This is a genomic window from Actinoplanes sp. NPDC048988 (genome assembly GCF_043197815.1).
Classification (GTDB): domain Bacteria; phylum Actinomycetota; class Actinomycetes; order Mycobacteriales; family Micromonosporaceae; genus Actinoplanes.
In genome coordinates this window covers 115015-127486 of record NZ_JBICTW010000006.1, presented here as the reverse complement: position 1 = coordinate 127486, position 12472 = coordinate 115015, and the positions used below count along the sequence as shown (strand labels likewise).

Here is a 12472-nt window from a genome sequence, read left to right as displayed (position 1 = left end):
TCCCTCCGATGTGATCATCTCAGGACACCATGAATCGGAGATTACGGATGTGTAAGAAGGCCGTCGGGGTGGATCTGCGGGTTTGCGCAACTGCACAAGATCGTCCTTGTGGCGGCCGCCGGCATCGGGGTGAGGTGAGCGGACCGACAACTTCGCAGGAGCACCAATTGCGTAGAGCCAAGGCACTACCCGCGATCGCCGTCCTGGCGGCGGCCACCATCCTCGGAACCACCGCCCAGGCCGCGAACGCGGCGCCCCCGGCCGACGAGCCGATCCCCGTCACGGTGGCGCCCGACACGGACACCCCCGCTCTCGTGGACGACGTGGCCGACCCGGTCGACGCCACCGCCGCACCGGACCAGGCGGCCAAGGCCCACCTCGCCGGCCACCAGGACCGCTACAAGATCGGCGATCCGGCCGGCACGCTCACCACCGCGAGCGTCGAGACGGAGGGCGAGCGGGAGACGGTCCGGCTGAACCAGAAGTACAAGGGCCTGCCGGTGTTCGGCGCGCAATACGTGGTCCGTACGGAGAAGGCGGCCGGCAAGCGCACGGTCACCGGAACCTCGGGCAGCTACTTCACGAACCTGGACGTCGACACGACCGCCACCCCGATCCCCACGGCGCTCGCCATTTCGCGGGCGGTCGAGGAGGTACGCCGGAGCCTGAACCCGGGCGCGGCGGTCGTGGCCGGCGACGCCAAGGCCGACCTCACCGGCACCGACCAGGGACTCATCGTCATGCCGACCGGCACCGGCGTGCTCGCGCGGCGGGTGCTGGTCAAGGGCCGGGACGCCGCCAACGGCCGGCCCGTGCTCCGCGACGTGTACGTGGGCGCGACGAACGGCGTACCGCTGCTCAGCGTCAGCCGGATCAAGTCCTTCGTGGCCGATCAGAAGGTGGCCACCACACCGCAGTCCGCGAAGACGCCGGGCGCGGCGGCTTCCGGGACAGCGTCCGTCGCCGGTCAGGGCACCACCCTGCACGGCGCCACCGTGGCGCTTCCGCTCGTGCGGTCGGACGACGGGTCGTACCTCATGAAGGACCTGACCCGGACCGTGCCGATCACCACCTGGGACGCCCGGGGCCGCGACTACTACGACCTGATGGGCGACCAGTGGCCGGAGGGCCTGGCCCCGTTCGCCTCACCGTCGGCCACGCTGGGCGCCGACCTGACCGAGGCCGGTGCCGTGGACGCCGCCTGGGACGCCGCGAAGGTGGTCGACTGGTACAAGTCGAAGCTCGGGCGTAACAGCCTGGACGACAAGGGCATGCCGATCGACTCGGTCGTCGGGATCACGTACGGCGGCTCACCCTGGGTCAACGCGTACTGGGACGGCACCCGCATGGTGTACGGCAGCGGCGACGCCGAGTACCTGCCGCTGGCCGCCGACCCGGACGTCGTGGGCCACGAGATGACGCACGGCGTGGTCGAGCACACCGCGAGCCTCGTCTACGCCGGACAGCCGGGCGCGCTCAACGAGGCGATCGCCGACTACTTCGGCAACGCGATCGACGTCGACGCGTCGGGCACCTCGATGTCCGACCCGCGGGCCAGCCTGCTCGGCGGCGACCTCTGCCGCACGCTCGCCCCCGCCCAGTGCGCCCTGCGCGACCTCGACGACGGCGCCACCACGGCCGACTTCCAGCACCTCATCGACACACCGTCGATGGACGACGGCGGCGTGCACCTCAACTCGACGATCGTCTCCGGCGCCCTCTGGGACCTGCGCCAGAAGCTCGGCAAGACGGTCGCCGACAAGGTCGTCTACCGCGCCCTCACCGACTACCTGACGCCGATGTCCGACTTCGTCGACGCGCGTGACGCCGTACTCGCCTCCGCCAAGTCCTTCCGTTTGAAGAAGGACGACCTCAAGGTGGTGGAGAAGGCGTTCGACTCCCGCGGGATCACCGCGAAGTGGAAGAAGAACCTGTACGGCAAGGGCACCGACGTCCTGATCGACCGGCTCAACACCGGCATGTACGCCGACATGAGGGCGGGCGTGGGCGGTGGCTGGTTCGCCGTACCGCGCTCGGACGCGAACCGCACCGAGCCGACATCGATCTGGGTCGGCCGGACGAACGGCAAGGGCACGCCGTACCGCATCTCCCCCGACGACGGCAGCGTCAACAACTTCCCGCACACCGACGGCAAGCGGGTCGTGTGGCTGTCGACGGTGGTGAACCTGGACTCGCCGACGTACGAGACCAACCGCATCCTGTCGGCGCCGATCGGCGGTGGCCCGGTCAAGGAGCTCTACAGCTCCCCGTACCGCGTCGACGGCCTGGGCTTCGACGGCGACATCGTCGCCTGGAGCCAGTACGACCCGGACCAGGGCTACCTCGACGTGGTGCGCTACCTGCGCGGCAGCTCCAAGACCGTGCACACCCTCGCCCACCCGGACTGGCGGGGAAGCGCGACGGCGCCGAGCGTCAGGAACGGCAAGATCTCCTACGTGCGCTACGAGAACTTCGAGCAGCCCGACGCCAACGGCGTCTACTGGTCACTGGGCGTCGAGGTGCACGACGTGGCGACCGGGCGGACGACGTACGCGGGCGGCGACACCGGCGCCGAGCGGATGAGCTACCCCGACCTGTCCGCCACCGGCGTCGCCTGGATGACCGACCGCGACTACGGCACCATCGTCGACGGCGAATGGACTCAGGGCGCCTACTACGATTCCGTACGCCTTTTCGACTTCGCCACCCGCACCAGCCGCCTGCTGTTCGACGAGACGTCGCCGCAGGCGATCCGCGCCGTCACGGTCGCGCTGTCCGACACGACCGTCACCGTCACCGAGGAGGCGCCGGTGAAGGCCTGGCTCGAGACCGGCGGCTACCCGAACAACGTGCTGAACCCGAAACTCAAGCAGTACACGTTCCAGGGCAAGTCCCTCGGCCCGGCATCGTGCAGCCCCGGCGCCCAGATGTACGCCACGGCGGCCAAGGGCCGTGAGGTCGTCTACATGGACTCCGCGGCCTCCGGCTTCGGCCTGGCCCACGCTACGGGAGCCAAGTCCTGTAAGTAGCGCACCGCGGGAAAGCCGCAACAGCCGGTGGCGCACCGGAGCCTCTGGTGCGCCGCCGGCCTCGGCATGGTCACCCAGTGGCCGCGACGACGCGAATGATGCTTGCGCCGCCGACGACGGTTCCGCCCCGCTTTTCGGAGTAGCTCACGTTGTAGTAACCCGGCCCGGCATCAGCCGGGATGACAACCTTGCTGACGGGTTTCGCCGCGGACGAGCCGGAAGGCCGGACCGGCGGGGCGTCGAAGGTGACGGACGACGGTGAACCGCTGGGCGAGCTTTTCAACTCGGTGACGCTGCCGAAAGGTCCGACCACCCGCACATTCAGCTCCACCGGAGAGTCGTCCGGCGTCCCTTCCTGAGTCTGCGCCGTCCAATGAAGGGTCAGTGTGTCGCCGGGCCGATAAGGCCTGTCGACATCATCTTCGGCGCAGCACGAGAACGTGACGATTTCTCCCGCCGGCCGGCTGGGCGAATCGTTCCCGCAGGCCGTGAGGAGCGCCAACAGCAGCGTGGTCGCCACTGCTCGCTCTCTCCTCACAGCCAAGATCTTAAGCGGACCGCACGCTCGCACGAGCGTGGTCGCCATTCATCGCCCCCGCGCGCATGGGGGCCAGCAGGCTCCGGTAGGCGTCCTCGAGCTCGGGTCCCGGATCGAGCCCGAGGATGTCGGAAAGCTGACGGCGTGCGCTCAGGTACACGTCGACGGCGGCCGACCGGCAGCCGATCTGCCGGTACACGGCGATGAGCCGGGCCTGCGAGTCCTCGTCCAGCGGCCGCAGCGCCGCCTGCTCGCGGACCAGCCCGACCACCTCGTCCGCCCGCCCGGCGGCGATCCGCAGGTCGGCGTACCAGTCGACGAGCTTGGCCTGCTCGGCCTTGACCGCGAGCACCCGCGGCGACTCGCCCAGCAGCGGCACGTCCAGTGCCACCGGCTCGTCCGCGTAGTCGATCACATCGGCGAGCGCGGCCTCGTACTCCGGGTCGCGCGCCCCCCGCAGGGCCGCCACATGGGCGAACCGCGCGCGGAACCGCGAGACGTCCACCTGTTCCCGCCCGATCGACAGCGCGTACGTGTCGCCGCAGGTCCGCAGCACGTGCCCACGCTGCCGGGGCGGGCACTCGGGCCCGAGCGCCGCCCGCAGGCGCTGCACGTATTTCTGCACGGTGGCCCGCGCCGAACGCGGCGGATCATCCGGCCACAGCGTAGCCACGATCGACTCGTACGGCGCCGCGGCCGGGGCGTAAAGGGCGAGAAGCCCGAAAAGGGCCCGCTGGGCGGGCGGTCCGAGGTCCACGGTACGAGCCCTGACCTCAACGGACACACGGCCGAACAACATCACGTCCACCAGAACCCCCGTTCACCGGTGTTGCGATGGCCCCCACGATAGCCACGGATTCCGTGCGGGGTGACCCATAGACCGGCATTTATCACGGTTCGGGGTTTCTGGTGCGCGAACCCGACACAAGGCCGCCCCACACATGTGGGGCGGCCTCGTGTCGGCGAATCAGGGCAACGGCACGTTACGGCAGGTGAGCGTGTCGTTGTCCGGCCACTGCATCGTCCTTCGCGTCTCCGGCCCCCAGCCGCCGTCAGCCGAGATGCCGCCGTGCCACTGCTGCACGGCCTTGACCGCCGCGTACGTCTTCGGCCCGTACCGGTCCGGGGAGGCAAGACTCAGCGGGGTGGTGATCCCGAACCGGGAAAGCCGGCCCTTCTGGATGTAACAGATGTTGATCGCCGTCTGCATGGTCCTCAGGCTGGAGGTGTCCACCTTTCCGTCGTTCTGCTGCATGTAACAGGTCTGGTTGGTGCCGTACGCCGGAACCGGAACGGGATACCCGCTCTGGTAATTCACCACAACGCTGTTGCAGATCGGATAGGGAAGCGCCAGCGACGCCGGCCCACTCGCCGACGCCGCGGCCGCGGGCGCCACGGCCAGTCCCAGTCCAGCCGCACCGACCACCAGAGACGTAAGAATCTTGCGCATGTGGTTCCTCCAGGTCCGGGCGGCCGACCACCGGCCGCCACAACCTCGAGCCTGGCCGACCCCTCCGTACACCCCGTCCCACCGCAGCGACCACCTTCCGGCCGCCCCGCCGACCAGCGACCGGTACACGACCGGTACGCGGCCTGTCGATCAGGCCACCGTGCAGGCGCCTCCGTTGACCAGGAAGGAGGCCGGTTTCGGGTTGCTGCCGCTGTACGAGCCGTTGAAGCCCATGGTGACCGTCGCGCCGGGGGCCACGGAGCCGTTCCAGGACTGGTTGGTCACGGTGACGCGGGCGCCGCTCTGACTCCACTGGCCGGACCATCCCTGGGAGACCTTCTGGTTGCCGGGGAAGTCGAAGACCAGGGTCCAGCCCGTCCAGGCCGACGCGCCGGTGTTGGTGACGGCCACCGCGCCGCTGAAGCCGGAGCCCCAGTCGTCGGTGCTGTACGCCACCCGGCAGCCCGCGCCCGGCGTACCGGTGGGCGACGGCGTGGGCGACGGCGACGGTGACGGTGACGGCGACGGCGACGGCGACGGGGTGGTGGGCGTCGTCCCGTCGGGTTCCTGGCCCCAGATGCGGGTGCCCGCCTCGTACAGCGGAACCTTGGGGTTCACCGCGGTGCCCGGCAGGTAGGACGGATCGTTCGCCGGGTCCCAGGTTCCGCCCTCGGGCACGCCGATCTTGAACTGCACCTCCATGCGGTACGCCGACTGGCCCGCCGGCGCGATCGTGTACCCGGCGCAGTTCACCTCGACGTACCAGATGTCGCCCGAGTACTGCTTCGCGGTGGCCGGCGCCGGACAGCCCTGCGTGTAACCCGGTGTGACCTGCGGGGCCGCGGTCCCTTCCCGGCGGAAGTAGTACCGGTACGAGGACTGGGTCAGCGCCCGGGCCGGGAAGGCCGACTTGTTGTAGATCATCACCTTGAGGCCCGTGGCGCGGGGCTCGTTCTGCATCACCGTGGTCTCCACAGTGACCTCGTCCAGGTCCGGCTTCTCGGCCACCGGGAAGCCGGCCGCGGGCGCGCCGCCGTACTCGCCGTAGAGCCGGGCCACGGCCGAGGTGAAGCCGGCGTTGTAGTCGACGGCCACCTCGTTCATCACGTAGTCGGTGCGGACGTCCTGGTAGGCGTCATTGGGCGAGGACGGGCCACCGACCAGGGCCCCGTACAGCACGTGCCGGGTGTCAGCCGGGGTGCTGCTGTTGTCCCACCAGGATCCGTGGGCCGTACGGTGGTGCGGGTTCTGCGGCGAGTTGGCGCCGAAGCCGATCAGGTAGCTGGACCCGCGCGGGTTGTCACCGAGCGCGTAGTTGATCTGCCGGACCGCGAAGTCGTGGTAGCGGGCCTTGCGGACCGGGTCGGTGAGCCGGTCGCTGTAGACCAGCGCGGCGAACGCCGTATTGGCCGCGTACCGCAGCGATCCCCAACTGTCGAGCACGGCCTCCCCGCCCGGCGAGTAGCGCACCTTGTCGCCGTTGACCCCGACGGTCCACCAGTCGAGCCAGCGGTTGGCGTCGTCGGCGTACTTCTGCTTGCCGGTCAGGTTGGCCAGCAGCACGTACGCCCCGAATTGCTTGTTGTCCCAGGCCAGAGTCCACTTGTACGAGCGTGTGGTGCTCTGCGGCTCGGTGCCGAGGGCGTCGTACTCACTCTCCGCCTTGGCCAGGTAGGCGGCGTCGCCGGTCGCCCGGTACAGCCAGATCGCGCCCCACACGAGCTCGTCCTGATATCCGCTCCACGACTTGTAGAAGGCGGCGGCGTCGGTGATGCAGTCGCTGTACGCCTTACGGACCGTGTCGGCGAAGGTGTAGAGCTGCCGGGCGTGGGTGAGCAGCTTGTCGGCGTACGCCGCGTCGGTGGGCCGGAACACCATCGAGCTCGCCGCCATCGCGGCCGCCGTCTCACCGGCGAGGTCCGCCCCGCCACAGCTGGCATCGATCTTGTACGCGGGGCGCGCCATCGGCATCACCTCGGCCGGGCCCCACCATTTGTGGTCGTCGTCGCCCTTGCCCACCTGCCCGTAGAGCACGTTGGGCGCGGGGTGCGCCTTGATGAAGTAGTCGTTGGGCACCCGCAGGTTGTCGAGGAAGGTGCCGAGCTGGCCCGAGGCCGCGTACGCGTCGCGGTTCTCGACCGCGCCCCAGGCCAGCATCGTGGTGGTGAACGCCATGGGGAAGCCGAACTTGACGTGGTCGCCGGCGTCGAACCAGCCGCCGGTGAGGTCGAGCCCCACATCGGAGCCGTCCTTCATGGCCGCGTCGCCGCGCCACGACACCTGGCTCCACGCGGGCTTCTTGCCCGCGATCTGGGCCTGGTAGAAGAACATCGACTTCTGCAGCGCCTCGCCGTAGCTGAACGCGGGAGCCGCCGCGGCCGGGTCTGCACCGTGTCCGACGACGAACGCCGCGGCCGTGAGGGTGAGGGACAGGGCCGCCACGGCGGCGCGCCGGTACCAGGGGTTCGACCGCATGAGATCCACCTCGTTATCGACACTCTTCAATGGGAGCGCTCCCACATCGTACGGGCGCGTTTCCCATCTGTGAAGACGGTGACGATTACCAGCCCATCGTGCCGGGACCACCCTTGAAGGGGCCGACAATGCCGGAGGTGATCCAGCCGCCGTAGAAGTCACCCTCCTGCGGCCGGACGAGCTCGCCGTCGACCCGGCATTCGCCGACCCGGCTGGGATAGAAGGCCACGGCCCCGGCCATCTCCACGTACGCCGGTGTCGGCTGCTCGTAGGACCAGCCGGCCCGGGGCACCCGGACGTCACCGGCGATCAGATCCCAGTAGGTCGCGTCGCCCTTGAACTCGCAGTACGAACTCCCGGCGGCCGGCGCCAGCACCCCGGTCGCGATGTCGTCGCGGGGCACGTAGAAGACCGGCGGATGCGAGGTCTCCAGCACCCGCCAGCAGCGGACACTGTCGGCGATCACCTGCCCCGCGTGGACCACCGACACACGAGCGGCAGTGCGCTCGAGGCGCGGCGGCCGGGGATAATCCCAGACCGATTCCATCAGCTCACCTCCCTGAGTACTTCGCCGGGCGACCGGCCTACGGATGCACCGGTCCTCACCCGCGGATCTCCGGATAGTCCTCGAGCCCCGGCGCTGGCCGTCCGGCCCACTCACTGGTGGATCAAAGCCGGCAAAGCGAACAGCATGGTGGTGGACCAGGTGATGTGGGTCAGGATCGGGGCCAGGACCCCGCCGGTGACCCGGCGCTGGATCCCGAGGACGAGACCGAGAAGCGCGGCGGCGAAGACCAGCATCGCGTTGCCGGTGGCCACGGTCGCGGCGGCGTACACGACGGTGGAGATCGCGACCGGATGCCGCCGCCCGATGGCGGCGAACAGGGCGCCGCGGAAGAAGATCTCCTCGGCGATCCCGTTGAGCACGGTGACGGCTGCGATGAGGGCCGCTTCGCCGTAGCGGGCGTGGGCGAGCACGTCGTTGACCAAGTCCCGCAGGGCCGGGATCTCCCGAACGGCGAGCGCGCCGGCAATGAAGACGGCCGCGATGACCAGGCCGGTGACGACGGGCACGACGACCGGGCGCCGCCGTCGGCCTCGCCGCGGCGCTGATCCCAGGTGCAGCGGCCCGGACAACAGGGCGCCGATGATCCAGACGGCGGCCACCAGGACGGTGAGTGGGTAGAAGACCGCGTCACCGGGCCGCACCGAAAGCGAGAGACCGAGCAGGGTCGCGCCGACGGCGAGGGTGACCGCCGCGACGACCCGGCGCCGCCGAAACTCGCTGTCGCTCTGCCGGTGGTCGCGCTCGACCGGTTCAGCCAGCGCGGCCACAACCGCCCGCCCGGCTCGGATCAGCCGGCTCATCGGGTCCGCAGTTTTGGTCACCGCCGTTTCCTACCCGATGACGCCGCTCGGGAACGGTCTACATTTTTTGCGGGCGGTGTCCCGTACGGGCCGGTCCCGATCGTCCTTGTGCTGAGAGCCCCCGGCAGAGGCGGGGCTGCGATGGAGGAGAACACCATGGCCCAGTACGTCGCACTGACCTACACCGCCGACGTCGACTGGTCGGACCCGGAGCACGCGGAGGCGATGCGGGAGTACAGCCGGTTCGGCGCCGAGCACCGGGACGTCATCCGCGGCGGCGCGCCGCTCTACCCGACCAGCACGGCGACCACCGTACGGGTCGTCGGCGCCCGCGGCGGCGATGTGGTGACCGCCGACGGCCCGTACGCGGAGACCAAGGAGGCGCTGACCGGGTTCTACCTGATCGAGGCGGCCGACCTGGACGAGGCCGTGCGCGTCGCGGCCGAGATCCCGGCCGCGTGGAACGGCGCGGTCGAGGTCCGGCCCGTCATCGAGCTGGGCGGATGAGCGAACCGCACCACGCGCTCGCCGAGATCGTGCGGGCCGAGGGGACGCGCATCGTCGCGACCCTGGCCCGCACGCTCGGTGATCTGCAGTCCGCCGAGGACGCGATGCAGGAGGCCGCCGTCCGCGCGTTGCGTGAGTGGCCGCGCACCGGCGTACCGGAGAGTCCCCGGGCCTGGCTGATCGTGACCGCCCGGCGGGCGGCGATCGACCGGATCCGCCGCGAGAGCGCCCGGGCCGGAAAGGAGCGGGCCGGCATGGAGCTGATCCTGCCCGGCGATCTGCCGGACACCGTGGTCCGCGACGACCAACTGCGCCTGATCTTCACCTGCTGCCATCCCGCGCTCTCGCTCCCGGCCCAGGTGACGCTCACCCTGCGGGTGCTGTGCGGCCTGGACCTGCCCCAGATCGCCGCGGTGCTGCTCACCACCGAGTCGGCCGTCGCCAAACGGCTCACCCGCACGCGGGGCAAGATCGCGCGGGCGCGTATCCCGTACCGCGTCCCCTCCGACGAGGAACTGCCCCAGCGCCTGGCCGCGGTGTGCGCGGTCATCCACGCCTCGTACACGGCGGCCCACAGCCGGCTCGGTGGCGACACGGTCCGCGACCCCGGGGCGACCCGGGAGGCGGTCCGGCTGGCCCGGCTCGTGCAGGCCGCCATGCCGGACGAGGTGATGCCGGCGGCCGTACTGGCGCTGATCCTGCTCACCGAGGCCCGCACGCCGGCGCGCCTGGACGAGCACGGCGACCCGGTGATCCTGGCCGAGCAGGACCGGACCCGGTGGGACCGCGGGCTGATCGCCGAGGGCCTGCGGCTGCTGGATCGTTCGCTGCGCCGCTCCGGCGGCGTGGCCGACCCCTACCAACTGCAGGCGGCGATCGCCGCCGAGCACGCCCGCGCCGCCGATTACCGGGACACCGACTGGGCGGAGATCGTGCGGCTCTACGACCTGCTGCTGTCGGTACGCCCGGACGACGCCGCCCGGCTCGCCCGGGCTGTCGCGGTGGCCGAGGCCCACGGCCCGGCGGCCGGGCTGAGTGCCCTCGACGCGATGCCGCGGGGTCCGGTCACGCATCGCTGGCAAGCTGTCCGGGCCGAACTGCTGGCCCGCGACGGCCACCTCACCGAAGCGGCCGACGGCATGCGGCGCGCGCTCACCCCGGACGTCAACGCGGCCGAGCGCCGGTACCGGGAGCGCCGCATCGCCCTCTGGGAGCAGTCATGACCGGGTGTCCCATCCCTGCTGCGGCGTGGCGCAGGTGCCGCGGAAGACGTACTGGGACGGCAGGCGGCGCTGCTCGCTGGTCCAGTCGATCGCCGGGCGCCGCTGCTCGGGTGGCAGGTAGCCGAGCCGGTAGACGGCCATCAACTCGAGGTCGCCGGGCACCTCGAGCAGGCGGACGATCTCGTCCCAGCGCCCCGGAACCTCCATCGGGAAGGAGACGAACTGGATGCCCATGCCGAGCTCGACGGTCGCGAGCCAGAGGTTCTCCATCGCCGCGCCCATGCTGAACACCGAGTAGAACGAGGACAGCTCCCCCGGCCGGTACTCCGACCGGTCGAGCATCACGCCGAGCAGCAGCGGCGAGCCGGCCACGAGCTTGCGGTTCTCCTCGCCCAGCGTCTGCGGCACCCGCATGGCGTTCATCAGCTTCTGCCCGCGAGCGGTGAAGACCTGGCTCGTGAACGGGCGCAGCGGCGCCGGCAGCTTGTCGAACAGCATCCCGTCGCGCCGGCGTTCCATCTCCTGCTTGCTGAATCGGAAGTACGGTTTGTAGCGTTCGAAGAACGTGCCGTTGGACATCGCCTCGGTCATGCTCTCACCGCTGATCCGGGCGATGGCGTCGATGGTGGAGCGTTCCTCCACGATGACGAACCGCCAGGGCTGACTGTTCAGCTGCGACGGGGCTCGCCCGGCGACCTCCATGAGCAGCCGCTGGTGCTCCTCGGACACCGGGTCGGGCAGGAACGGGCCGTTGGTCGTCCGGCGACGGCGCACCGCATCGAGAAACTCCATCAGCGACTCCTCCAGGCGAGAACGACAGCGGCGGCGAAGGCGGGAGCCGCCGAGGCGGCGAGGGTGGCATGCCGGCGGATGCCCGCGCCGGCGTACGGCAGCGCCGACAGCGGCCCGACGGCCGGGAGCAGCGCGAGACCGGCCGGGCGGCGCTCGACCGCGGCGGCGGCCAGGGCGAGGGCGGTCAGCGAGGACGTCGCCACGAACAGGCCGTGGTGGACCCAGCGCAGGCGCCGGTTGTCGATCACCTTGGCCGCGACGGCCGCACCGAACGCGGCGTTGGCCGCGTAACTCGCGGCGGCCGCGGTGACCAGGGTCCGGGTCATCGGCCGGCTTTCTCGTACGTGAGCAGCAGTCGCTGCGGGACCATCGGGGTGACCTGCCATCCGGGCGGTACGAGTTCCCGCAGCTCCGCGCGCCGGTAGCTGCGGCGGATGGACAGCAGGCCGTCCTGGTGCACGAAGGAGCCGCGGGCCAGGGGCAGCGTGGCGGCCGCGTACAGGCCGTACCCGAGCCGCCCTCGGGAAAGGTCGTTGTGGACGACGAGGTCGCGGGTCAGCGTCTCGCTGTCCGCCAGCAGAGCGGTCAGCTCGGCGGTGCCGAGATGGTGCAGCAGATGGTTGGAGATCACCACGTCGTAATGATCGCCCCGGGCGACCAGATCCGCACTCGACGCCCGCTCGAAGCGGACACCGGCGTCGGGCCGCCGCCGCACATGACGCAGAGCACGCTCGTCCGGGTCGATGGCCGTCGTCCGCAGCGCCAACCCGTCGCGCCGGGCCCACGTCGCCAGCGCGCGAGCGATGTCCCCGCCGCCGAACCCGATGTCCAGCAGCGTGGTGGGCCGGCGCGGGTCCAGCCGCGGCCGGATCCGGCGCAGGTAGACCCGCCGCCAGCCGGACACCAGCCGATTGATGGTGGTGAACTGACGGTAGGTGCGTTCCAGCCGGTCGAGGTCGCAGCCGGGGTCGTCCATCAGCTCCCGTACCTCGGTGTTCCGCCGGGCCAGCCCCGCCCCTGTCATGCCGCCATCCTCATCCCTTCCGATCTTTCGGAGGGAGTTGATACCCCGTTCTCGGCCGACAGACGC

Annotated in this window: 12 protein-coding genes; 3 read left to right on the top strand and 9 right to left on the bottom strand. The window is 70.6% G+C overall.

Translation table 11 applies throughout. From position 1 onward, the window contains the following. The first annotated feature begins 167 nt into the window (after positions 1-167). Positions 168-3029 (top strand): M4 family metallopeptidase, encoded by a 2862-nt coding sequence (locus ACGFJ7_RS21270; RefSeq protein WP_392643308.1) that lies wholly within the window; start codon positions 168-170, stop codon positions 3027-3029. A 70-nt stretch (positions 3030-3099) separates the two neighbouring features. On the opposite strand, the gene ACGFJ7_RS21265 is transcribed toward ACGFJ7_RS21270, so the two are convergent. The 6 genes from ACGFJ7_RS21265 to ACGFJ7_RS21240 all read right to left on the bottom strand — a co-directional run bounded on the left by ACGFJ7_RS21265 (position 3100) and on the right by ACGFJ7_RS21240 (position 8881). Next, positions 3100-3549 carry a hypothetical protein gene (locus ACGFJ7_RS21265; RefSeq protein WP_360256155.1) on the bottom strand — a complete coding sequence of 150 codons (450 nt, stop codon included), beginning with the start codon at positions 3547-3549 and terminating at the stop codon, positions 3100-3102. Between the two features lie 28 nt (positions 3550-3577). After that, positions 3578-4324, bottom strand: coding sequence for a BTAD domain-containing putative transcriptional regulator (locus tag ACGFJ7_RS21260; protein ID WP_392643306.1), 747 nt, complete (start codon positions 4322-4324; stop codon positions 3578-3580). Between the two features lie 210 nt (positions 4325-4534). After that, complete coding sequence (locus tag ACGFJ7_RS21255; RefSeq protein ID WP_360256150.1) at positions 4535-5017, bottom strand: peptidoglycan-binding domain-containing protein; 483 nt, start codon at positions 5015-5017, stop codon at positions 4535-4537. Positions 5018-5167: 150 nt separating this feature from the next. Then, the gene (locus tag ACGFJ7_RS21250; RefSeq protein WP_392643304.1) at positions 5168-7492 is read right to left on the bottom strand and encodes a glycoside hydrolase family 9 protein; all 2325 of its coding nucleotides are present in this window, start codon (positions 7490-7492) and stop codon (positions 5168-5170) included. Positions 7493-7577: 85 nt separating this feature from the next. Then, complete coding sequence (locus ACGFJ7_RS21245; protein ID WP_360256146.1) at positions 7578-8039, bottom strand: DUF427 domain-containing protein; 462 nt, start codon at positions 8037-8039, stop codon at positions 7578-7580. A gap of 110 nt (positions 8040-8149) precedes the next feature. Beyond that, positions 8150-8881, bottom strand: a complete 732-nt coding sequence (locus ACGFJ7_RS21240; protein WP_360256144.1) for a type II CAAX endopeptidase family protein — start codon at positions 8879-8881, stop codon at positions 8150-8152. Positions 8882-9016: 135 nt separating this feature from the next. Between ACGFJ7_RS21240 and ACGFJ7_RS21235 the strand changes: the two genes are divergently transcribed. After that, complete coding sequence (locus tag ACGFJ7_RS21235; protein ID WP_392643302.1) at positions 9017-9367, top strand: YciI family protein; 351 nt, start codon at positions 9017-9019, stop codon at positions 9365-9367. Beyond that, on the top strand, positions 9364-10590 hold the full coding sequence (locus tag ACGFJ7_RS21230; RefSeq protein WP_392643300.1) for an RNA polymerase sigma factor: 1227 nt from the start codon (positions 9364-9366) through the stop codon (positions 10588-10590). Before ACGFJ7_RS21235 ends, ACGFJ7_RS21230 begins: the two co-directional genes overlap by 4 nt. Here ACGFJ7_RS21230 and ACGFJ7_RS21225 read toward each other — a convergent pair. The 3 genes from ACGFJ7_RS21225 to ACGFJ7_RS21215 are packed head-to-tail and all read right to left on the bottom strand — an operon-like array spanning position 10585 to position 12406. After that, positions 10585-11382, bottom strand: a complete 798-nt coding sequence (locus ACGFJ7_RS21225; RefSeq protein WP_392643298.1) for a nitroreductase family protein — start codon at positions 11380-11382, stop codon at positions 10585-10587. The genes ACGFJ7_RS21230 and ACGFJ7_RS21225 overlap by 6 nt on opposite strands. Further along, positions 11382-11708 (bottom strand): hypothetical protein, encoded by a 327-nt coding sequence (locus ACGFJ7_RS21220; RefSeq protein ID WP_360256135.1) that lies wholly within the window; start codon positions 11706-11708, stop codon positions 11382-11384. Before ACGFJ7_RS21220 ends, ACGFJ7_RS21225 begins: the two co-directional genes overlap by 1 nt. Next, complete coding sequence (locus tag ACGFJ7_RS21215; RefSeq protein ID WP_392643296.1) at positions 11705-12406, bottom strand: class I SAM-dependent methyltransferase; 702 nt, start codon at positions 12404-12406, stop codon at positions 11705-11707. The genes ACGFJ7_RS21220 and ACGFJ7_RS21215 overlap by 4 nt, the downstream gene beginning before the upstream one ends. Between the last annotated feature and the right edge of the window lie 66 nt (positions 12407-12472).